Source organism: Cupriavidus sp. C1SS-2L (genome assembly GCF_057073735.1).
Genome location: NZ_CP172708.1, coordinates 1,251,629 through 1,272,880, shown reverse-complemented (window position 1 = coordinate 1,272,880; position 21,252 = coordinate 1,251,629). Strand labels below are relative to the sequence as shown.

Genomic DNA, 21,252 nt, shown 5'->3' with positions numbered 1-21,252 from the left:
ATCAGGGCAAGATCGACATCAACAAGTGATTCGGTGGTGTCGAACCCAAGGCTTTTCGGTTCACACGGCGTGTACAGCCTTTCCGGCGGAAGCTCAGCGATCATCGTCATGTGCGGGCGGGACTGGTCACTGCTGCGCTTCCAGGGCTCCGGCCAGCGCATCGTCCACCGTTTCCAGTGCCACGAAGCGAAGCAAGCTGCGCGCGTCCGCAGGAATGTCTTCGATATCGGGCATATTGCGCACGGGCAACATGATGGTCCCAATTCCGCCGCGCTGCGCAGCGAGCACCTTCTCCTTGATGCCGCCGACCGGCAATACCACGCCGCGCAAGCTGATCTCGCCGGTCATGGCCACATCCCGACGCACGGGGCGGCCCATCATCAGCGAAGCTATCGCGATGAACATCGCGACACCGGCGCTCGGACCGTCCTTGGGTACCGCACCGGCGGGCACGTGCACGTGGACATCGCTCTTGTCGAACGCGGCGCTATCGATGCGCAGGCTCGTGCAGCGCGACTTGACCAACGTCAGTGCGGCCTGCGCACTTTCCTTCATCACGTCACCGAGCTGCCCGGTCAGGACCAGCCTTCCGGAGCCGGGCGTGATGCTGGCCTCGATAAACAGCAGGTCGCCACCGGCCGGCGTCCATGCCATGCCCGTCGCGACGCCTGGCAGGCTGACCCGCATCGCCGCTTCGCTCTCGAACCTGTGATGCCCCAGGATAGCCGGCAGGTCGTCAGGTCCAATCCGAGACCGCGCGCCGGGATCCTCGGCCACGCGCATGGCCGCGTACCGGAGCACGGCGCCGATTTGCCGCTCAAGACCACGCACGCCTGCCTCGCGCGTGTACTGGCGGATGATGGCTGAGAGTCCCGCAGCATCCAGTTCGCACTGGTCGACCGTCAGGCCACAAGCTGCGAGCTGGCGGGGAACGAGAAAGCGCGTCGCAATCTGCAGCTTTTCGGCATCCGTATACCCCGGAAGCTCCAGCACCTCCATGCGATCGCGCAGCGGGCCCGGAATGCTCTCGGCCTGGTTGGCTGTGCCGATGAAGACGACGGCCGACAGGTCGAACGGCATGCCCAGGTAGTTGTCGCGGAAGGTAGCGTTCTGCTCCGGATCGAGCACCTCAAGCATGGCGGCGGCAGGGTCGCCGTGCACACCACGGCCGAGTTTGTCGAGTTCATCCAGCATCATCACGCAATCACGGGTGCCCGCCTTGCGAATGGCCTGGATGATATTGCCCGGCATGGCGCCGACATAAGTGCGGCGGTGGCCGCGAATCTCGGACTCGTCATGCAGACCACCAAGGCTTACGCGTACGAATGGCCGTCCCATCGCATGCGCGATGCTCTGACCCAGGGAGGTCTTGCCGACGCCCGGCGGCCCGAGGAAGCAGAGGATCGGTCCCTTCCCTTGCGGATTGAGCTTGCGCACAGCAAGGTATTCGAGGATGCGGCGCTTCACCTTCTCCAGGCCGAAATGCTCGTTGTCCAGAATGCGTCGCGCCTCTGCCATATCTACGGATTTCTCCTGCGGCAGGCCCCACGGCAGCTCGGTCAGCCATTCGAGGTAGCTCGTGCACATCGAGTACTCGGAAGACGCCTCCGGCATCCGCTCCAGGCGCGCCAGTTCCTTGCGAGCCTGTGTCTCGATGGAGGCCGGCATGTGGGCGCCGTCGATCGCCTCGGCCAGCCTGCGGATGTCTTCCTGGTTTTCGCCGCCTTCGCCGAGTTCGTGCCGGATAGTCCGGAGTTGCTCGCGCAGCAGCATTTCGCGCTGCCGCTGGTCGAGGCGGTCCCGGGTCTGTTCGCCAATCTCGCGCGACAGGCGCAGCACTTCGATGCGGCTGGCGACAGCATCGAGAACCTTGTCCAGCCGCTTGCCGACATCGACGGTCTCGAGGATCTCCTGCCTGCGTTCAAGCGGGATGTCGACCAGGCCTGCCACCGCGTCGGCGAGCAGCCCGGGCGAATCGATCGCCTGCAAGGCAGTCGCAAGCTCGGCGGGCACATTCGGAAGCAATCCGAGCATCTCTGCGGCGCGTTCCCTCAAAACGAGCGCGCGAGCATCGGTCGCCGCGTCGGCCTGCTCCGGGTCCGAAAGGAACTCTACGCGGCAGGCGCGCAGCGGGTGGCCAGGCAATGGTTCGCGCAGCCGGAAACGCTGCGTTCCCTGGCACACAAGGTGATGCGAGCCATCCTCAGGGTTGGTCACGTAGCGCAGCACATTGGCCACGGTTCCCATGGGGTAGAGTCCCTCGAACGCCGGATCGGCTCTCTGGGGATCGCGCTGAAGCACGATGCCGAGCGGCAATTGTTCCAGGACGGCGGCCTGCACATCGGCCTTGCTACGCTCGCGGCCTATGGATAGCGGCACCACATTGCCCGGGAACAGCACGGTATTGCGTACCGGCAGCACGATCACGCAGTCGGGAGGGAGTCCTGACCCGGGCTGGATTGCCTGGCCTGGCGGTGGCGCGTCCGGGCCGGTTGCAGTGTCTTGGTTCATGGTTTTCCGTCCAAAGCGATGTGTTGCGTAACGACTCAATCCAGCCGCTCGAGTACCAGCAACAGACAGCCATCCTCGCTGCTGCGCTGGCGTAGTTGGTAGGGCCCCGGTGGCAGCGCGAGACGTCTCTCGAAGCGGCCATAGGGAATTTCCAGGCAGTGAACCGTGCCGCCACTGAACGCGCGGGGCAGGTGGCGCTGGGCGCGAATTGAGAGGACGTCGCCCTCCAGCGTCAGGTCCACGGCGTCAGGGCTGACTCCGGGAAGCGCCACGATGACCATGAGCCTGCCGCCCTGCTCGACCAGTTCCACGGGGGGCTCCCATACCGGCACTTGCCGTGACTGGCCGGCAAGGCGGAATAACTGGAGGTGCAAATGCCCCGCCCGTTCAAGCGCTACCAGCGCTGTTTCCCACATCGGGTTGAATCTCTTGTCAGGCATGGCGAATTCCCCCCCTTTCTTGCCCCGCATGGACCAGGCCCATTCCGCTGCACCGGCAACGCAGGCCCCGCTCAATCCGGTCGGACCGATGCTCCAGGTTGACCCCGCGCCGGATCGCCCCGCTCCCGGTCGTCCGCCTCAGCTTGAATGGCCGCCGCCAGCAAATTTGCAAGCACGATACGATTGGACGGATGCTCGACGGTGTCGCAACTCACAACGTCGGCAGCGACGGCGCAAAGGTCCGCGTAGGCAGTGCCGGCAAACAGCGCATGGACGCCTATGCACACTGGCGGCCGGTAGCCGTGCTCCTGCAGGCGCCTGGCGGCCTCCAGCATGGTGTGCCCCGTGGAGACGATGTCGTCGACAAGCACCGGCGTGCAGTCTCCCGCGTCAGGCAGGTTCCGTGCCGCGATATGGACGGCCATGTCGCTCAACCTGTCCTTCTCCAGCACAACGGCTGTGGCCTGGCACCGGGCTGCTATGTCCGCCACCCACTGACGGCTCTCCTCGTCCGGACCGATGATCAGCGGCGCCGTGATCTCATTGCGGATCCATTCTGCAATGGCCGGCGCAGCATGAATCGCGACGGTCGGGATGGAGAAGATCTCCGACAGACAGCGAATGCGGTGCAGGTGCGGATCGACGGTTGCCAGCCAATCGAAGTGGCCGGACAGCAATGCGGCGAAGTGCCGCGCGGAGACAATCTCTCCGGCGTGAAAGACCCTGTCCTGCCGCATGTAAGGCAGATAGGGCGCCAACAGGCCCGTCCGGGCCGCGCCATTCTCGCGCACAGCCGTTGCAAGCCACAGCAACGGCAATACCTTGGCGTCAGGGCGGTCCAGCGTGCAGACGAGGATGACATCCCGGCCCGCCACGTCCTCCTCCAGCCTGACGGCGGATTCGCCGTCAGCAAAGTGCCGCACGATGGCGTTGCCAGCCGTCGCATGCAGCGCACGGCAAAGCGCCGCGGCCTGCCGCTCGTTCCCTGGCATGGAAAAGACCACTTGCCGTGTACTGGGCTTCGGACTCATCGCGCCTCCATCGATACACCGACCGCCATAGACGCCGGTTGCCTGGCACTACCGGCGGCCGACGGCCAGCGCCACGATCGCGCCTGTCGCCGCACCGATCGCCGCGACAGTTCCGATGCATTGCCACGGATGTTCGCGGACATATAAGTCCGCCGTCTCGGCGAGCTGCCCGACACGATCACGGCCAACCTCACGCAGCGCATCGAGGCGCACCTGTAGCGCGCGCAGCCGGCCTCCGAGTTCGGTTCCCGCCTGGCTGGCTTCGGTGCCAGCCTCGTCCGCGACATCCCTGAGCAAGGCCTGTACGTCGCTGAGCAATACATTGGTGTCGCGAATCAACGCGTCCCTGTGTACCGCAAGATCTGCACGGATATCGTTCATCGTTCACTCCCTGTTCTGAAATTGCCGTCGCGGAGGCGGCAGCCATGGCGTACCGGCGCAAGGTCAATATAGGGGCGTCCTGGCACCGCGGTTTGATAAGGAACAAGACCAGGGACCAGACCGCCCTCACCCTATCCTGGTGCGCAGTGGTTCACGCCTGACGCCTCAATGCGCCGCGAGCGGTCTTTCCCCATGGCGAAGTTCGCCTCAACCCTCGGCGTTCCCCTCGCTCTTGAAAACGGCCATTGACGCTCCATATCGGAGACATGGTTGTTATCCCGGCAATCTGGCGGCGTTCTGGACAGGGGTTCGAATCCCCTCACCTCCACCTCAGCGCACCGTGACATGCGGCGCGCTAAGGTGGGGGTGTATCGGTTTCGACAGGGCGTGCAAAGGGGCGCAGGCAACCCGTCAGGCGATCGACGTAAATGAAGCAAATTCCATAAACGCCAACGATGAGCGTTTCGCACTGGCCGCCTGAGGCCAATGCCGGGGCCGCTGAAGCCTTGTAGACCAAGACAGCCGATGGGGACTTCGGTCCCCATTGTCATTTCAGCTGGTTCCTCGCTGCTGTCGTCGCCTTCCGTCTGAATGCGATGGAGGTCGAGAATCACCGCCTTGCGCTGCATCAACGTTGTCACTGGCGGGGCGCCTAACGTAGCAAAGGCAGACTAGCCCAGGAGCGAATGCGACGCGCAGCATGGCTCGCATAACCCTCCAGGTGCGCAACACCTTGGCGAAAGTACGCACGCCATGGCCATGGTCGCTGGGGGGATAATTTGGTGCGCCTCCGGGGGCCTCAGACGCAAGGGAGAGCCCATGAAGAACGAGGGAGCCACAAGCGAAAGTCCGCTGCTGACGGACCTGTACGAGTTCACGATGATGCAGGCCTACTTCGATAGCGCCATGAACGATACCGCCAGCTTCGAGTTCTTCGTGCGAAAGCTGCCGCCGGGACGCAATTTCCTGATGGCCGCAGGGCTTGAACAGGTGCTCGTATATCTCGAGAACCTGACTTTCAGCGCGGCTGACCTTTCCCTGCTTAAACAGAGCGGTCACTTTAGCGGCGCCTTCCTGAGATCGCTGGAGGGCTTCCGGTTTTGCGGCGAGGTTGCCGCCATGCCAGAAGGCACAGTGTTCTTCCCCGACGAGCCGATCCTTCGCATTACTGCTCCCATTCGCGAGGCCCAGCTCGTTGAGAGCCGTGTCATGAACCTGCTGCACTATGAAACCATCGTTGCAAGCAAGGCCGCGCGTGTGGTTCTGGCCGGACAAGGACGTACCACCCTTGTCGACTTTGGCCTACGCCGCGCCCATGGGGCCGAAGCCGGCCTGCTCTCGGCACGCGCCAGCTATCTGGCCGGGTTCACGGGGACGGCCACCCTGCTGGCCGGCGCCCGTTTCGGCATCCCTACCTTTGGCACGATGGCACACTCCTACGTGCAGGCTCATTCTGACGAACAATCGGCTTTCGAATCGTTCGCCCGCTCGCAGCCTGACAACGCCACCCTGCTGATTGACACCTATGATACCGAGGCGGCTGCGCAGAAGGTGGCTGCGCTGGCCGCTGGCCTACGGGCGGAAGGTATCTTCGTCAAGGCCGTTCGTCTTGATAGCGGTGACTTGGGCGATCACGCGCGCAAGGTACGTGCCATTCTGGATCGTGCCGGGCTACGCGACATCGGCATCTTCGCCAGCGGCAATCTCGATGAATACCGCGTACGGGACCTGATATCGCAAGATGCGCCGATCGATGGCTTCGGGGTAGGCACACGAATGAACACGTCGGCGGATTCGCCATACCTTGACTGCGCTTACAAGCTCACCGAATACGCGGGCTTGCCGCGACGCAAACGCTCCGAAGGCAAGGCCACCTGGCCGGGCAGAAAACAATCATGGCGACGCTATTCGAGCGACGGCAACATGTGTGGCGATACCGTGACGCTCGATGGCGAGACTTGCGAAGGCACGCCGCTGATGCAGCTGTGCATGGTGCAAGGCAGACGCCTGGCCGCGCCAGTGGCACTAAGCACCAGCCGCGCGCACGCCGCGCACCAGTTGGCGGCACTCCCGCCAGCATTGCGAAAGCTGGAGCCAGGGTCGACATTTCCGGTCACGATCAGCCCTTCCCTTATCGAACTGGCCCGTACCGCCGACGCACTCGGCGCATCGGCCGGGGCCGCGGCAGGATCGGCTTGAAGGAAGAATCGGGATTCCCCATCTGCAGCCCCGTGATCAGGAAGATGCATTTTGCGCCGCGCCTCCAACGCTGAACACTTCCTCGAACGCGCGCATGAAATGCGGCAAACGATCGCGCGCGAGGCAATTGATGCCTGCCGCAGCTTCCCGCCCTCCGCCACTCTCAAACTGCCGGCACAGCTTGTCGGCACCATATGGCGACGCCATCGGCGCGCGCACGCTCACCGTGTAGCCCCCATGCGCATTCACCGTCAGAACCGCGTGGGCCAGCCTTGGGTGGCTACTTGCCAGATGGTTCGAAAAGACGCCCCGTACACGCCGCGCCCAAGCCAGGTCTGGCAACACATAAATGGCGCCGCACGGCAGCGCGATGCTGGCGCGCTGCTGCATTGCCATTTCCATGTCCTGCCGCCGTCCGTCGTGTAGCGCCCGCGTGATCGGGGCTGCAACGATAAACTGGAACGGATCTGCATAGGGAAGCAAGGCCTCATAGAGTCTGGCAGGCGGGATCCGAAGATCCGCTTCGGCATCGCCATAGGCGTTGTAGTTGATGGACTCGCCGAGCTCGCGCAACTGATGTGTCTGCCCCGCTCGCAGGAAGTGTCCCCGCGCGAGCTGGTGCGCGGCGTCGGACAGATTGTCCCCAAATGCCCCGACAATGGCCCAGAGCGCATGCTTGCCACCGAGATGACGATTCACGAGCAAACTGGTGCACACAGTGGGTGCCGTCTCAATGCAGGCCATCAATCCGGGGTGCAGCGGAATGGACCCAAAGAAGTGATGATCGAAGTACTCCACCGCGACGCCGCGTCCAAGGAGTTCAAGCAATGCTTCCCGGTTCGTATCCAGAGAGATGTCCAACACCGTCACGGCGTCGCCTTGGCGGGCGGGAACGCGCGCGAGCAGCGTCACGTCACGCTTGACGCCCGTAATCAATGAGGATGCAATCGGGTTGGCCAATCGTAGTTGATGCAGCGCGCAGATGCCGTCTGCGTCACCATTGAAGACGTCGAAGTGTGTCACGCTCGGGCACCATACGGAGAAAGGGGGAGCCGGCTAGCCATGATCCATCCTGACTTGATGTTGTTCGCACTCGACGACACGCGCGAGTTCGGCGAAAAAGTCGGCCGCCACCTGGGCGTCGAGCTATGCCCGCATGAGGAGCGGGCTTTCGAGGACGGCGAGCACAAATGCCGCCCGCTGGTGAACGTACGCGGCAGAGACGTCTTCGTCGTCCAATCCTTGCACAGCGATGCCCGCCAAAGCGTCAACGACAAGCTATGCCGACTGCTCTTCTTCATTGGCGCACTCAAGGATGCCTCGGCAGCCTGCGTGACCGCCATCGTTCCGTATCTGGGCTACGCGCGCAAGGACCAGAAATCGAAGGCCCGCGACCCGGTCACCACGCGCTACGTGGCGGGCCTGTTCGAGGCGGTCGGTACCGATCATGTCATCACGCTGGATGTCCACAATATTGCTGCCTATCAGAATGCATTCCGCTGCCGCACCGATCACCTTGGGGCCAACAAGCTCTTTGTTTCCCACTTCGCGTCGCTTCTGCGCGATGAGGAGATCGCCGTCGTATCTCCGGATGCTGGCGGCATCAAGCGGGCCGAGGATTTTCGGCAACGGTTGAGCCGTGCCCTGGCCCGCCCGGTAGCCAGCGCTTTTGCCGAAAAGCACCGTAGCGAGGGAATCGTGAGCGGTGAACTGATAGTCGGCGACGTCCATGGCAAGTGCGCCATCATTGTCGACGACCTGATCGGCACAGGGACGACCATAGCTCGTACCGTGAAAGCGTGCGGCGGCCTCGGCGCCCGCCGGATCTACGCCGCCGCATCGCACGGACTGTTCGTGGGGAGCGCCGCGCAGGTGCTTGCGGATGATGCGTTGGTACAGGTTGTTGTCACGGATACCGTACCGCCATTCCGCCTCCCCGAAGGCAAGGTCAGGGACAAACTCATCCTCCTGAACAGTGCGGCCCTGTTCGCGCAGGCGATCGCGCACAGCCACAGCGGCGAGTCGATCAGCGAACTGCTCGCCGGATAACGCCTTCGTGCGAATATGCCTGCGCACAGGCTTGCATGTGCTGCTCGGCCAGTCGCAGGTAGCATCTTGCTCTCTCGGGCCACTTTGGCGAATCACGATATATTGCCTCCCGCAAATGCCAGACGGTAATTTTCGCGCGCAAGCAGGCACTGCAACTCTGGTAGAAGTGCAACAGCGCGGCATCGGGCCTGTCGCCGGTAACGTCTCGGTAAGTGCCAATCAGTACCCGGGCAAAGTCAGGATCGCCCAGCCGCTCGCATTCGAGAGCGAGAAAGCCGATTTCGTCGGCCGTATCGAGGGTTCTGAATTGGCGAGAAAACTCCAGACAATCGATGATGGCGAGCGGCGGGGCAAGGCAGATATGTTCCGGCCGCAAATCGCCATGTGCTTCCACAATCCGGCCTTCTTTGACACGCTGATCGAAGCGCGACGGATCCTGCGCCAGCAGGCGGCGCTGAGCGAGGCAGACCTCTCTCACCAGTGCGACAGGCTGCGCGAACGCCGGGTTACTGAGTTCGCGCTCGCAATCGTCGATGTCACGGCGCAAGCGGCCCCGGTATTCATCAACCGTGACCGGCGCGGGTGGCAGCGTCATGTAGAACTCGCCCAGGCGGGTTGCCACTGCGCGCGCGTCCTCCTGCGTCGCGGTGCCTTGGGATAGTGCCTTGTCCAGCATGCGATCGGCCGGCAGCCGGCGCATCTTGACCAACCAGTCGACCACCGCACCCTTGCCGCCTAATCGAGCGGTGCCGCCCGGTTCCAGGACCATAGGCACGACATCAAGATAGACGGAACCGGCCAGTCGCCGATTCAAGCGCACTTCTTCCGTGCAGTAGTACTGTCTTGCCGCAAGCGTACGAAAGTCGAGATAGTCATAGCGCACCGGCTTCTTGAGCTTGTACGCATAGTCGGGAGTGAGGAAGACCCAGGACATGTGGGTCTCCACCACTTCCACATCCCGCGGATGATCAGGGTAGATCCCAGGTTGACGCAGCAGCGCCACCTTGGCCGCAACCGGCATCGAGTCATTGGGCACTGCCGCACTGTTCCATGCCATTTCGGGAATCTCCCATCCATGTCGCGACCCCTCATAAGGAGTCGGGCCCTATAGCAAGATCGGCATGTGGTGTGGGGCAACGGTTTCTCAGGCGTCCGAATCCGGCTCTTCGCTTTCGAGAATTTCCAGAATGCGTGCGGACTTTCCCTCCAATTCGAAGCCGGGGCGATGCCGTAACCGCTGGTCGGAACGCAACCATGTGAAGGCTTCTAGGACTTGTGCACGGGTAGGCCCTTCGTCGAGAATCATTTCGACCACCTGATCCTCCACGGGTCCGACTATGTCGCGGATCTCGCTGGCGGTAGCGGCCTGCGGTGCTGCGTTGTGCGTATCCATTGCCACTCCTCGCAAAAGGGACCGCCCACGTGACCGAGGGCAGCGAAGTGGATGCCGTGCTTGTGCGCGAAGACGGGATCGACGAGAGTGGCGATGCAATCGTCGCCGAACTCTCGCCGCGATCACAGCCTGTCGTCAGGCACCCTTCACCGGAATCTTCTTTGCCGCACTTTGCGCCTCGACCGTCTTGGGAAGCGTGATCGTCAGCACACCCTTGTTGAACCTGGCTTCAATTTTGTCGGCATCAACGCCGTCGGGGAGTTGGAAGTAGCGCTCAAAGGAACCAAAGCGGCGCTCGCGCAGGTAATAGTCCTTCTCCTTTTCCTCCTTCTCCTCGCGCTTTTCGCCTTTGATGGTCAGGCCGCCATTGGCGAGCTTCACTTCGATATCCTTCTCGTCCATCCCCGGTAGCTCGGCCGTCAGCTCATAGGTCTTCTCCGTTTCGGAAAGGTCCACGGACGGGGCGGAAGGCATGCTCCAGTCATGCCGCCAGAATGGCTCGAGGCCGAACCGCGGCAGGCGTGCCGGCGTGAAGCGCGTGCCGTGATCGAAATCGTCAAACAAGCGTTCCATCTCACGCCGCAGGCTCGCAATGGGGTGCCAGGCCTGGGGGGACCAGGGGTGCTTGGCGACGTCTTCGCTTTTCTTCACGGGCACCGTAGTTTGAGATTCAGCCATTTCAGGATCCTCCTGTGGGGTCAATGTAGAAATCATCCTAGGCGCTCTCGCATTGGGCAATTTGACTCCTGTCAAAGCTACATGACAGTGATTGGGCGGCTTTGGCACGGCATGGAAGGCGACGCGAAATGCCAGTGCTTGTGAATTCCATATTGCCCCCCACATCGACAACTGTCAGGCAAGCCGAAGCGGACGGGCGTCCGCGGAGTCTCGGCGGCCTTTACCGCCCCTTAGAAGCGGCCAGATTCGCTCACGACATGACCATCCAGACCCGCGCAGCGGACGCGGACATCCATACGCAGGCCATCACCCAGTTGTTGACGCTCGCAGCTGAGCGCGGGTACCTGATCCATTCTGACGTTGTCGACGCTTTGCCGGCGGAAGACAGCTGTCCGGACAGCATCGAGCCCTTGCTATCGGCGCTGACCCAGATGGGCATTGCCGTGCTCGACGAGCGTCCTGAAACCGACGCGTTGCGCGGCCCCGATGGGCACCCCATCGACCCCGGGCTTATCGAGGAGGTGTGCAATCTGCTGACTGACGCGGCCACCGGGGTAGGCGCTTCAATAGACCCGCTCGCCATCTATGCGAGGCGCATGCAAGCCGTGCGCCTGCTTACTAGAGATGAGGAGGTAATGCTCGCAAAGGAAATCGAGACCGGGCGGCGCGGCGTACTGTGGGCGCTCGCGGGTTGTCCTCGTGCACTTGAGATCTGGCTAGCCGCGCCGTCCCGGGCCGCCGGCGGAGACCTCGCAAGGATTGGCGAGATCCGCCAGTCGCTGCGGCGCATGCAGGCCGCCCTGCGACAAGGCGACACCGAATCGGCCGGTTACCAGCGCGCCCGGCAGGCCATCTTCGCGAAGTTACTTGCAACTGGTGAACCAGCCCGCACTGCCGACGGTGCGTGGCATGTCATGCGCACCCTGAGGACATACGGAGCGGAACGCGACGGTGCCGCCAGCGAGGGGTGCGCCGCGACAAGTGCGCTGGTGAATGAAGCATTGGCGGCCGAAGACAGGATCGCTCGCGCTACCCGCAAGATGGTTGAGGCCAACCTCCGGCTGGTGGTGTCGATCGCCAGGAAGTACCAGCACCGGGGGCTGGATCTGGCGGACCTGGTTCAGGAGGGTAACATCGGCCTGATGCGGGCCATCGACAAATTCGAGTACCACCAGGGCTTCAAGTTCTCGACCTATGCAACGTGGTGGATCCGTCAAGCCGTTTCGCGCGCGGTGGCTGACCGTGCACGCACGATCCGCCTCCCGGTGAATGTCGGCGACAACCTGCGCCGCGTGCGTCTGACGGCCGAGCGTATCCGCCAGCGCACCGGACGCAAGGCAGCCCTGGCGCAACTCGCCGGTGAGAGCGGATTGGGCCAGGAGAAAGTATCCGATCTGCTCACGCTGCCCGGCGAGCCAGTCTCGCTCGATGCGCCGGTACCGTCCGGCGATACCGCGCTCGCGGAAATGCTCGAGGATCGGGCGGCGCCCGACCCGTACAGGACGGTGGCCGACAAGCGCATGCGCGAGTTTGTCGCCGCCATGCTTGCAGCCATGACACCGGATGAAGCCACCGTGTTGCAATGCAGGTTCGGCATTGGGGGCGTTACCCCGATGGGCTACGAGGAAATCGCCAGGCGGACCGGCATGTCGCGGGAAAAGGTCCGGCGCACCGAACGGCAGGCTATGGAAACGCTGCGCTCGTCGGGACAGGCAAATGCTGCCAGGACGTTTCTGGCAGAGGACACCTCGGCGGACAAAGGCGCCACGCACCCTCGGCCGCACTGAGCCCGCTCCGTCAGCGGCCGCTGCTGATCGCCTCCAGCAGTTGCCGTCCTTTCCCGGTTACACGGATTTGCCTGTGGTCTGGTGTCGCGGCTCCAAGACGGACCAACTGGCGCTCGACAAGAGCGCCAATGTCGGCGGGGTCCAGTTCACGGTGACTCTTCGCATCACTGAGAACCATCAGGGCTGCGATCTCGTGGGGACTCAGCATCTCTTGTCTCCGACAGTATTTGACGGCGCATGCCTGGTACGCCGCAGCGGCCTCTCCTGGCCGCCGGATCCGGTCGCCGGCATGTGTCTGAGACTATAGAAGTCGACGTCCCATGGCCGTCGTGAGATGCCGACCTATTTGCGCTCGATCAAATTGGATTGCCGACGTGAGCCGCGTCCGCAACTCATGAACGCGCCGAGTCGAAGTCACAGTCGGCTTTTCGTTGCTTGCACCGACTCCGAACTCCTATAGTGAGCGCATGGTGAGCCCATGGAGGAGAAGCGCGAGCATGGATCCGTCACCAGTCATCCACAAGACGGCAGCCGACCTACGGGTTGCACCAAATTTCAGCGACTATGAGGCGGAGCGCCGGCGGTTTTCGTGGGACGCCGTTAGCCGGGCTCTTGGCACGCAGCCGGACGGCGGCCTGAACATCGCATGGCAGGCGCTGGATCGACACGTGGCGAGTGGTGCGGGCGACAAGGTCGCCTTCCGCTTTCTGGCGCTGGACGAAGTGCCGCAGCGCGACGTGACCTACGCCGAACTGACCAGACTCGCCAATCGCTTTTGCAACGTGCTGCGTGAGCTTGGCGTTGGCCGGGGCGACAGGGTCTTCATTCTGACCGGTCGCATTCCCGAGCTGTATGCAACCCTGTTCGGTAGTCTGAAGAACGGCTCGGTCGTATCGCCATTGTTCTCTGCATTCGGGCCCGAGCCTATCGCCACGCGGCTCAATCTGGGCGCCGGCGCCGTCCTGGTGACTACCGACACGCTCTTCGCTCGCAAGGTTGCCGCGTGGCGGGGTCGCATGCCGGACCTCAAGCATGTTCTTCTGGTTGGCGAAGGCGGCGGCCCGACCTGCATACCGGACACCCTGGACTTCGGCGCCATGATGCAACGCGCGCCAGATGCCTGCGAGATCACCCCCACCACTGGCGAAGACATGGCGCTGCTGCACTTCACCAGTGGCACTACCGGTACCCCTAAAGGCGCGGTGCACGTGCACGGCGCAGCAGCCACCCATTGGGCTACCGGGCGCTACGCGCTGGATCTGCATCCGGACGACCTCTACTGGTGTACGGCGGATCCAGGCTGGGTGACTGGCACGTCCTATGGCGCCGTCGCCCCGCTGCTGCATGGCATCACGTCGATCGTCGACCCCGGCGAGTTTGACGCCGAGCGCTGGTACGGGATCCTGCACAGCCAGGGAGTGAGCGTCTGGTACACGGCGCCCACCGCCATCCGCATGCTGATGAAAGCGGGCGCGGAGGCAGCCAAGGCCCGCTCGTACCCACAACTGAGATTCATTGCCAGCGTTGGCGAGCCGCTGAACCCGGAGGCTGTCTGGTGGGGCAAGAACACCCTCGGTCTTCCCATTCATGACAATTGGTGGCAGACCGAAACCGGCGGCATCATGATTGCCAATACGCCCGCATTCGATATCAAGCCGGGCTCGATGGGCCGTCCCCTGCCGGGGGTGGAAGCGTCTGTCGTCCAGCGCAAGGAGGATGGCACGCTCGAACTGGCGGAAACGCCCGATGCCGAAGGCGAACTGGCGCTGCGGCGCGGCTGGCCATCGATGTTCCGCGCCTACCTCAACGACGAGGCTCGCTATCGCAAGTGCTTCGTTGGAGACTGGTACCTGACCGGCGACCTCGCGCGCCGCGACGCGGACGGTTACTACTGGTTCATCGGCAGGCTTGACGATGTGATCAAGTCGGCGGGACACCTGATCGGCCCCTTCGAAGTCGAAAGCGCACTGATGGAGCACCCGGCCGTCGCTGAAGCAGGCGTCATCGGCAAGCCTGATCCGGTAGCGGGCGAAGTGGTAAAGGCATTTGTGTCCCTCAACAAGGGCTTCGAGCCAGGCGAGGCCCTGCGCCTGGAATTGCTGGGCCACGCGAGGAGCCGTCTCGGCGCTGCCGTTGCCCCGAAAGAAATTGCCTTCCAGGCCGAACTGCCACGAACGCGTAGCGGCAAGATCATGCGCAGATTGCTCAAAGCCCGGGAGCTTGGCCTGCCCGAAGGCGACACGTCCACGCTCGAGACAGGGTCCGGATCATAATGGACATCGATCACCCCGCCCCGCCGCCGCCGGCCGGCCCGGTCCCCTATGACAAGGCATTCTCGCTCGTGCTGCTGCGCGACATGTTGCGCAGCCGGCGAATCGAGGAAAAATGCGCGGAACTTTATGGAGCTGGCAAGATTCGCGGCTTCCTTCATCTCTATATCGGCGAGGAGGCGGTATGCGTTGGCGCGCTGCATGCGTTGGCGCCCGACGATAACGTTGTGGCTACCTATCGCGAGCACGGGCATGCGCTGGTGCGCGGCATGGACATGGGTGTGCTGATGGCCGAAATGTACGGCAAGCGGGAGGGCTGTGCCCGCGGCCGGGGTGGCTCCATGCACCTGTTCGATCGCGCCACCAGACTGTTCGGCGGCAATGCCATTGTGGGCGGCGGCCTGCCGCTGGCGGCTGGCCTGGCACTTGCCGAGAAGATGCAGGGTAGCCAGCGGGTCACCGCATGCTTTTTCGGCGACGGGGCGATCGCCGAAGGCGCCTTCCATGAATCGATGAACCTGGCAGCGTTGTGGAAGCTGCCGTTGCTGTTCTGCTGTGAAAACAACCTCTATGCGATGGGGACAGCGCTTGAACGCCATGAATCGCAGACGGATCTTTGCGCCAAGGCCGCCTCCTACAAGATGCCGGCAGCCTCCGCGGACGGCATGGACGTCGTGGCCGTATGCGAAGCCACCAGGAATGCCGTAGCTCAAGTGAAACGCGGCAACGGCCCGGTGTTTCTGGAGTTCCGCACCTATCGCTTCCGAGCCCACTCCATGTACGACCCCGACCTCTATCGCGAGGCGGCCGAGGTGGAGGCATGGAAGCAGCGCGGCCCACTCCACACGTTCACCGCACGCCTGAAGGCTGAAGGGAAGCTGACCGAGGACGAATTCCTGGCGCTGGATGCCGAAGCGCAGGCCGAAGTCGACAAAGCGGAAGCCTTTGCCGAAGCGGGCAGCCTGGAACCCGTAGAGGATCTGCTGAAGGACGTTTACTCGCCCGCGGGAGATGTGCCATGAGCATTCGCCTCAGCTACCGTGCGGCTGTGCGCGAAGCACTGCGCGAGGCGCTGGCCGCGGATCCCCGCGTTTTCCTGATGGGCGAAGACGTGGGCCGCTATGGCGGCAGCTACGCCGTATCCAAGGGATTGCTGGCGGAATTCGGCCCGGACCGTGTTCGCGATACCCCGCTGTCGGAACTCGGTTTCACTGGCGCCGGCATCGGTGCCGCGCTGGGCGGCATGCGGCCCATCGTGGAACTCATGACTGTTAATTTCAGCCTGCTCGCGCTCGACCAGATCGTCAATACCGCTGCGCTGTACCGTCACATGTCCGGCGGACAGTTCTCCGTACCATTGGTGATTCGCATGGCCAGCGGGGCTGGCCGGCAGGTTGCGGCCCAGCACTCCCACAGCTTCGAAGGCTGGTATGCGGGCGTACCCGGCCTCAAGGTACTGGCACCCGCCACGGTTGAGGACGCGCGACGGATGCTGGCCCCGGCCTTGTCCGATCCCGATCCCGTGCTCATCTTCGAACACGCAGGCCTGTACAACCTCGAAGGCGAGATTCCGGAGGATTCGCAGGTGGACATCCGTTTGGCCCAGGTCAGGCGCACGGGCAAGGACGTGACGCTCATTACCTATGGCGGTAGCCTGCCCAAGGCGCTACAGGCCGCCGATGTGTTGTCGTCCCGCGGCATCGACGCCGAAGTGGTCGACTTGCGCGTCCTGCGTCCGCTGGACGACGCGACCATCATGGCATCCGTAGCGAAATGCCGTCGTGCCGTCATCATTGACGAAGGCTGGCGCAGTGTCAGCCTCGCCGCGGAAATCATGGCGCGTATCGTCGAACAAATCTTCTATGAGCTGGACGCCCCGATCGCACGCGTATGTTCGGCAGAAGTCCCGATTCCATACTCCAGGCATATGGAAGAGGCCGCCCTGCCCCAGGTCGAGGCCATCGTGGCCGCTGCTAGCCAGCTGATCGCATGAGCAACCCATCCGCCGACCACGACGCGGCCGCGCTCTCAGGTTTCCGGCGAGGACAACGTGATTGAGTTCCGCCTGCCCTCGTTGGGCGCAGACATGGACGAAGGGACGCTGCTCCAGTGGGCCGTGAAGCCCGGCGACGTGGTCAGGAAGGGGCAAATCATGGCCGTCGTCGATACCAGCAAGGCCGCCATCGAGGTGGAAACCTGGCACGACGGAATCGTCGGCGAACTGCTCGCTTCGCCCGGTGACAAGATGCCGGTCGGCACCCTGATGGCAACGCTGCTCGAACCCGGCGAATCGCCTGGCACTGTCCGCCGCGCGCCCTCCATGCCGGTCAGGCCGGCTGCCGCGCCTGGCCGGCATGGGGGGCGAATGGTCTCGCCTGCGGCACGCAAGTTCGCCCGGGAACAAGGCATCGACGCAGACAAGCTTGTCGGCAGCGGGCCTGGCGGCGCGGTCACCCTGTCGGATGTCGAGCAAGCTGTGCGCAAAGCCGGTGGCGCGGCAGGCGAGCGGCAGGCCGACATCCGCAGGGCCATTGGCGCCGCGATGGCACGCGCCAAGCGCGAGATTCCACACTACTACGTCTGCGAGACGATCCCCCTGCGGGTGGCGTCGGACTGGCTTGTCAAAGCCAACGCCGACCGACCCATCACCAAACGGGTCCTGCCGGTGGCGTTGCTGATTAAGGCGGTCGCCGTGGCTCTCAAACGCTTCCCCGAACTGAACGGCTACTACCGCAACGGTGCGTTTGAAGCAGCAAGCGCCATCAATATCGGCGTCGCGATCTCGCTGCGCCAGGGCGGACTGGCCGCACCGGCCCTGCTCGATGCATCGGGCAAACCGCTTGCGCAACTGATGCAGGAACTGGCGGACCTGGTCAGGCGCTGCCGCTCCGGCTCACTGCGGCACGCGGAACTGTCGGAGCCTACCGTGACGGTGACCAACCTCGGAGACCAGGGCGTGGAGCAGGTGTTCGGTGTCATCTATCCACCCCAGGTGGCACTGGTAGGCTTTGGCCGCATCCACAAGCGGCCATGGGTGGACAACGGAGCGCTCACGGTCGTGCCAGCCGTGACGGCCAGCCTGTCGGCCGACCATCGCGTATCGGACGGCCATTGCGGCGCACGCTTCCTGGCCGATGTGCGGGAACTGCTCCAGCACCCTGAGGAAATCGAGCCATGAACGCCACCGTTATCAGGGCCGTCGTCCTGTCCACGCTGCGCGAGATCGCGCCTGAGGTCGATCCGGGCAGCCTGCGCGCGGATCGGCCGCTGCGCAGGCAGGTCGACCTGGATTCCATGGACTGGCTGAATTTCCTGCTTGCGCTGCATGCGAAGCTGAAGGTGGAGATTCCGGAATCGGACTACGCCCGCCTGGTGACACTGGATGATGTCGTCTCGTACCTCGACGAGGCCGCCCAGCGGCAATAGACAGCCGCTGTGTCCCGCCCGGGCTGCACGGGTAGTCGAGAGCGGTTGACGTGTATCGACCCGGTCAACGCTATATGGACAAACATTGATTGTTGTCCACCGCTCTGCGGCCCTTGTGTTCTCTCTTCTGTTCTCCCTGCCGGCGTACATAAGTCAATGACTGACCTGCAGACTTCCGCTGATCCTGCCACCACCTCGCCCGGGGCTGCCGATACGCGGCGCCTTCTGGACATCGTACGCAGACTGGCGGGCGAATTGCGGCCCAACGCGCAGGAGGTGGGCACGTTGGGTATCGATCATTCGCTGGAGCGCGATTTTGGCCTGGACAGCCTGGCACGGGCGGAACTACTGACGCGCATCGAACATGACTATGGCACCCGGGTAGACGAAAAGGCGCTGATGGCGGCCGAGACGCCACGCGACCTGCTTCGCTTGACAAGGTATGCGCACAGCCCCGCGGTTGAGAACGCGGCCCAAGAATTCACCACTGCCGGATCGCTGGGGACGGCCAGGTCGGCCGCCGCCAACCGGCCGCCGGACAGCGCCCTCACCTTGATGGAACTGATTGACTGGCACGCAACGTCCCATGGGGAACTTGCGTACGCGACCATTGCGGGCAGCGGCGACCTCAGCTATCAGGCGTTGCGGACTGGCGCGCTCGCGGTTGCAGCCGGACTGGTGCGCCTCGGACTGGTACCAGGCGACCGGGTTGCACTGATGCTCCCGACAGGGCCGGACTTCTTCCGAGAGTTCTTCGGCGCGCTGTACGCAGGTTGCATCCCGGTTCCTCTCTATCCGCCTGCGCGCCTTTCACAAATCGAGGATCATATGCGGCGCAGCGCCGGCATCCTTGCCAATGCCGAGGCGGCCATCCTGATCACGGTGCCGGCTGCCAAGCCCTTGCTGCGCCTGTTGCGTGCCCATTGCGCGTCGCTGCGTCAGATCCTGACGCCCGGCGACATCAATGAGACGGGTGGCGCAGTGCCGCCCATCGCTCGCCGGTCCGACGACATTGCCTTTCTGCAGTACACCTCCGGCAGCACAGGGAACCCCAAGGGCGTCGTGCTGACGCACGCGAACCTGCTGGCCAACCTGCGTGCCATGGAGCGGGCCTCGCGTGTCACGGCGGAAGATGTGTTCGTGTCATGGCTGCCGCTCTACCATGACATGGGATTGATCGGCGCCTGCATGGGCAGCCTGCTGGTTGGTTTTCGCCTGGCGCTGATGTCTCCGACGGACTTTCTGGCGCGCCCTGCTTCATGGCTGTGGACCATCCACCGGCATCGTGGCACGCTGTCCGCAGCGCCTAACTTTGCCTACGAGCTTTGCGCGAGCAAGCTGCATGAACAGGATCTGGCCGGCCTGGACCTGAGCACGTGGCGCGTAGCCTACAACGGCGCCGAGCCGGTGAGCCCGGACACCATCGAGAAGTTCAGCGCGCGATTCGCAAGATATGGCCTGGATCCGTCCGCCATGGCCCCGGTCTACGGCCTGGCGGAATCCTCCGTCGGGCTCGCATTTCCGCCTGCGGGGCGCGGCCCGCACATCGACCAGATCGATCGGGAAGCCCTCGCTCGCCGTGGCATTGCGCGCTCGCCCGCCCAGTCGGGACGCGGTTCGCTCAGGCTCGTCTCCAGCGGCCTGCCGCTACCCGGCCACCAGATTCGCATTGCCGATCCTGCCGGGCGAGAACTGCCCGAGCGCACACTGGGACATATCGAGTTCCGCGGCCCGTCCGCGACGTCCGGCTATTTCCACAACCCCGAAGCCTCGGCAGGGCTTTTTGATAGCGCCTGGCTGAAGACTGGCGATATGGGCTATATCGCGGCCGGCGAGCTTTACCTGACCGGGCGCCTCAAGGACATCATCATCCGCGCCGGACGGCACTTGTTCCCGCAGGAGCTGGAGGAAGCGATCAGCCAACTCCCGGGCGTGCGCAGAGGCGGGGTCGCCGTGTTCCCCGCCAGTGACGCGCGCTCCGCCACCGAGCGGCTGGTCGTGCTGGCCGAAACGCGCGAGGAAAATGAAAGTGCGCGTCGTGGCATACGCGCCGAGATTGGCCACCTGGCGGTTGACCTGATAGGCATGCCGGTCGACGAGATCATTCTGGTGCCACCCCGTACCGTACTCAAGACTTCCAGTGGCAAACTGCGCCGCGCCGCCTGCCGTGCCCTCTATGAGAGCGGCAACATCCACGGCACCGCCCGCGCGCCATGGCGACAACTGCTGCAGCTGGCCGTTTCGGGCGCGGGCATCTGCTTCACTCGCCTCTGGCAGCAGGCGGCGGGCTGGCTCTGGGGTACATGGGCATGGATGGTCTTCGCCCTGTTCGCGGTACCGGCCGCCCTTTTGGTGGTAATCCTGCCGGGGCACGGACTGCGCCGCCAGGTTGCGCGAGGCGGCGCGCGGCTTGCGCTGGCGCTGACCGGCCTTTCGCCAACGACCGAAGGACTGGCCGGCCTTGATCGGGCGGCGCCCGCGATCATCGTAGCCAATCACTCCAGCTACACCGACGTGTTTCTGCTCACCGCGGTGCTCCCTGCCCGCTTCACCTTTGTGGCGAAGCAAGAGCTGCTGCAAAGTGCGGTGCTGGCGATCCTGCTGCGCCGCCTTGGCTGCGCCTTCGTCGAACGCTTCGATGCCGCGCGGGGGGTGGAAGATACCAGCGCCGTGGAAAGGCGCGTGCTGGCGGGCGATTCCTTCGTATTCTTCCCCGAAGGAACTTTCCGGCGGGAGCCTGGGCTGATGGCGTTCCGCCTGGGGGCCTTCGTGTGCGCCGCACGGGCGCACGTGCCGCTAATTCCCGTCACACTGACTGGTACCCGCTCGCTACTGCGCGACGGACGCTGGTGGCCAAGCTACGCGCCACTGACGGTTGTCGTCGGCAAGCCCTGCCTTGCCTCAGGTGATGACTGGGAGGCCCTGCTGCAGTTACGCGATGCGGCCCGCCAGGATATCCGCGCGCGACTGCAGGAGCCTGACGCGACGACCTGACTGCCTCAACCTACAGCCCTCGTGATGCCCTTGCCTATCCGAGGCAGTGCATCCAACTTATCCATGCCGCCGTTGTCAAAGAGCGAAAGAGCG

At 63.8% G+C, this 21,252-nt stretch carries 18 protein-coding genes and 1 other RNA gene; 10 read left to right on the top strand and 9 right to left on the bottom strand.

Annotated elements, in window-relative coordinates; genetic code table 11:
- Positions 1 to 126 precede the first annotated feature (126 nt).
- The 4 genes from lon to ACIGJG_RS05975 all read right to left on the bottom strand — a co-directional run bounded on the left by lon (position 127) and on the right by ACIGJG_RS05975 (position 4,363).
- Complete coding sequence (gene lon, locus ACIGJG_RS05990; protein WP_140949173.1) at positions 127 to 2,511, bottom strand: endopeptidase La; 2,385 nt, start codon at positions 2,509 to 2,511, stop codon at positions 127 to 129.
- 35 nt (positions 2,512 to 2,546) lie between these two features.
- Positions 2,547 to 2,951: an Hsp20/alpha crystallin family protein gene (locus ACIGJG_RS05985; protein ID WP_258234469.1), complete on the bottom strand. Its 405-nt coding sequence runs from the start codon at positions 2,949 to 2,951 to the stop codon at positions 2,547 to 2,549.
- A 71-nt stretch (positions 2,952 to 3,022) separates the two neighbouring features.
- Entirely contained in the window at positions 3,023 to 3,943 is a 921-nt protein-coding gene (locus ACIGJG_RS05980; protein ID WP_483673056.1) for a ribose-phosphate diphosphokinase, read from the bottom strand.
- 87 nt (positions 3,944 to 4,030) lie between these two features.
- Entirely contained in the window at positions 4,031 to 4,363 is a 333-nt protein-coding gene (locus tag ACIGJG_RS05975) for an ElaB/YgaM/YqjD family protein (RefSeq protein ID WP_140949175.1), read from the bottom strand.
- Positions 4,364 to 4,581: 218 nt separating this feature from the next.
- Here ACIGJG_RS05975 and ssrA point away from each other — a divergent pair.
- Positions 4,582 to 4,913, top strand: a transfer-messenger RNA (tmRNA) gene (ssrA, locus tag ACIGJG_RS05970).
- A gap of 269 nt (positions 4,914 to 5,182) precedes the next feature.
- Positions 5,183 to 6,562, top strand: a complete 1,380-nt coding sequence (locus ACIGJG_RS05965; protein WP_483673055.1) for a nicotinate phosphoribosyltransferase — start codon at positions 5,183 to 5,185, stop codon at positions 6,560 to 6,562.
- Between the two features lie 36 nt (positions 6,563 to 6,598).
- Here the strand turns inward: ACIGJG_RS05965 and ACIGJG_RS05960 are convergent, their stop codons facing one another.
- Positions 6,599 to 7,585 carry an acetyltransferase gene (locus ACIGJG_RS05960; RefSeq protein WP_483672890.1) on the bottom strand — a complete coding sequence of 329 codons (987 nt, stop codon included), beginning with the start codon at positions 7,583 to 7,585 and terminating at the stop codon, positions 6,599 to 6,601.
- Between the two features lie 39 nt (positions 7,586 to 7,624).
- On the opposite strand from ACIGJG_RS05960, the gene ACIGJG_RS05955 reads away from it, so the two are divergent.
- Positions 7,625 to 8,611: a ribose-phosphate diphosphokinase gene (locus ACIGJG_RS05955; RefSeq protein WP_140949178.1), complete on the top strand. Its 987-nt coding sequence runs from the start codon at positions 7,625 to 7,627 to the stop codon at positions 8,609 to 8,611.
- Here ACIGJG_RS05955 and ACIGJG_RS05950 read toward each other — a convergent pair.
- The 3 genes from ACIGJG_RS05950 to ACIGJG_RS05940 all read right to left on the bottom strand — a co-directional run bounded on the left by ACIGJG_RS05950 (position 8,589) and on the right by ACIGJG_RS05940 (position 10,682).
- Positions 8,589 to 9,668: a hypothetical protein gene (locus tag ACIGJG_RS05950; RefSeq protein WP_245001930.1), complete on the bottom strand. Its 1,080-nt coding sequence runs from the start codon at positions 9,666 to 9,668 to the stop codon at positions 8,589 to 8,591. The two genes, ACIGJG_RS05955 and ACIGJG_RS05950, sit on opposite strands and share 23 nt — an antisense overlap.
- A gap of 87 nt (positions 9,669 to 9,755) precedes the next feature.
- Entirely contained in the window at positions 9,756 to 10,004 is a 249-nt protein-coding gene (locus ACIGJG_RS05945) for a hypothetical protein (RefSeq protein ID WP_140949179.1), read from the bottom strand.
- 135 nt (positions 10,005 to 10,139) lie between these two features.
- Positions 10,140 to 10,682, bottom strand: a complete 543-nt coding sequence (locus ACIGJG_RS05940; RefSeq protein WP_140949180.1) for an Hsp20/alpha crystallin family protein — start codon at positions 10,680 to 10,682, stop codon at positions 10,140 to 10,142.
- Between the two features lie 257 nt (positions 10,683 to 10,939).
- Here ACIGJG_RS05940 and ACIGJG_RS05935 point away from each other — a divergent pair, with 257 nt between their 5' ends.
- Positions 10,940 to 12,469, top strand: coding sequence for a sigma-70 family RNA polymerase sigma factor (locus ACIGJG_RS05935; RefSeq protein ID WP_140949181.1), 1,530 nt, complete (start codon positions 10,940 to 10,942; stop codon positions 12,467 to 12,469).
- 10 nt (positions 12,470 to 12,479) lie between these two features.
- Here ACIGJG_RS05935 and ACIGJG_RS05930 read toward each other — a convergent pair whose 3' ends face one another.
- On the bottom strand, positions 12,480 to 12,677 hold the full coding sequence (locus ACIGJG_RS05930) for a hypothetical protein (protein WP_140949182.1): 198 nt from the start codon (positions 12,675 to 12,677) through the stop codon (positions 12,480 to 12,482).
- Between the two features lie 289 nt (positions 12,678 to 12,966).
- Here ACIGJG_RS05930 and acsA point away from each other — a divergent pair, with 289 nt between their 5' ends.
- From acsA to ACIGJG_RS05900, 6 genes are all read left to right on the top strand, one after another.
- Positions 12,967 to 14,742 (top strand): acetate--CoA ligase, encoded by a 1,776-nt coding sequence (acsA, locus tag ACIGJG_RS05925; RefSeq protein ID WP_483672888.1) that lies wholly within the window; start codon positions 12,967 to 12,969, stop codon positions 14,740 to 14,742.
- Positions 14,742 to 15,761 carry a pyruvate dehydrogenase (acetyl-transferring) E1 component subunit alpha gene (gene pdhA, locus ACIGJG_RS05920; protein WP_483672887.1) on the top strand — a complete coding sequence of 340 codons (1,020 nt, stop codon included), beginning with the start codon at positions 14,742 to 14,744 and terminating at the stop codon, positions 15,759 to 15,761. The genes acsA and pdhA overlap by 1 nt, the downstream gene beginning before the upstream one ends.
- Positions 15,758 to 16,732, top strand: a complete 975-nt coding sequence (locus tag ACIGJG_RS05915; RefSeq protein ID WP_483672886.1) for an alpha-ketoacid dehydrogenase subunit beta — start codon at positions 15,758 to 15,760, stop codon at positions 16,730 to 16,732. The genes pdhA and ACIGJG_RS05915 overlap by 4 nt, the downstream gene beginning before the upstream one ends.
- Positions 16,733 to 16,789: 57 nt before the next feature.
- Positions 16,790 to 17,917, top strand: coding sequence for a dihydrolipoamide acetyltransferase family protein (locus ACIGJG_RS05910; RefSeq protein ID WP_483672885.1), 1,128 nt, complete (start codon positions 16,790 to 16,792; stop codon positions 17,915 to 17,917).
- Positions 17,914 to 18,165, top strand: coding sequence for an acyl carrier protein (locus ACIGJG_RS05905; protein ID WP_224008946.1), 252 nt, complete (start codon positions 17,914 to 17,916; stop codon positions 18,163 to 18,165). The genes ACIGJG_RS05910 and ACIGJG_RS05905 overlap by 4 nt, the downstream gene beginning before the upstream one ends.
- Positions 18,166 to 18,420: 255 nt before the next feature.
- Complete coding sequence (locus ACIGJG_RS05900; RefSeq protein WP_483672883.1) at positions 18,421 to 21,159, top strand: AMP-binding protein; 2,739 nt, start codon at positions 18,421 to 18,423, stop codon at positions 21,157 to 21,159.
- Positions 21,160 to 21,252 lie beyond the last annotated feature (93 nt).

Bases quoted from the DNA above. Each gene is read 5' to 3' on its own strand.
- ACIGJG_RS05935 (WP_140949181.1), top strand. From the start codon at position 10,940: ATGACCATCCAGACCCGCGCAGCGGACGCGGACATCCATACGCAGGCC.
- lon (WP_140949173.1), bottom strand. From the start codon at position 2,511: ATGAACCAAGACACTGCAACCGGCCCGGACGCGCCACCGCCAGGCCAG.
- ACIGJG_RS05985 (WP_258234469.1), bottom strand. From the start codon at position 2,951: ATGCCTGACAAGAGATTCAACCCGATGTGGGAAACAGCGCTGGTAGCG.
- ACIGJG_RS05940 (WP_140949180.1), bottom strand. From the start codon at position 10,682: ATGGCTGAATCTCAAACTACGGTGCCCGTGAAGAAAAGCGAAGACGTC.
- pdhA (WP_483672887.1), top strand. From the start codon at position 14,742: ATGGACATCGATCACCCCGCCCCGCCGCCGCCGGCCGGCCCGGTCCCC.
- ACIGJG_RS05945 (WP_140949179.1), bottom strand. From the start codon at position 10,004: ATGGATACGCACAACGCAGCACCGCAGGCCGCTACCGCCAGCGAGATC.
- acsA (WP_483672888.1), top strand. From the start codon at position 12,967: ATGGATCCGTCACCAGTCATCCACAAGACGGCAGCCGACCTACGGGTT.
- ACIGJG_RS05955 (WP_140949178.1), top strand. From the start codon at position 7,625: ATGATCCATCCTGACTTGATGTTGTTCGCACTCGACGACACGCGCGAG.
- ACIGJG_RS05975 (WP_140949175.1), bottom strand. From the start codon at position 4,363: ATGAACGATATCCGTGCAGATCTTGCGGTACACAGGGACGCGTTGATT.
- ACIGJG_RS05930 (WP_140949182.1), bottom strand. From the start codon at position 12,677: ATGCTGAGTCCCCACGAGATCGCAGCCCTGATGGTTCTCAGTGATGCG.
- ACIGJG_RS05980 (WP_483673056.1), bottom strand. From the start codon at position 3,943: ATGCCAGGGAACGAGCGGCAGGCCGCGGCGCTTTGCCGTGCGCTGCAT.
- ACIGJG_RS05915 (WP_483672886.1), top strand. From the start codon at position 15,758: ATGAGCATTCGCCTCAGCTACCGTGCGGCTGTGCGCGAAGCACTGCGC.
- ACIGJG_RS05950 (WP_245001930.1), bottom strand. From the start codon at position 9,668: ATGGCATGGAACAGTGCGGCAGTGCCCAATGACTCGATGCCGGTTGCG.
- ACIGJG_RS05965 (WP_483673055.1), top strand. From the start codon at position 5,183: ATGAAGAACGAGGGAGCCACAAGCGAAAGTCCGCTGCTGACGGACCTG.
- ACIGJG_RS05905 (WP_224008946.1), top strand. From the start codon at position 17,914: ATGAACGCCACCGTTATCAGGGCCGTCGTCCTGTCCACGCTGCGCGAG.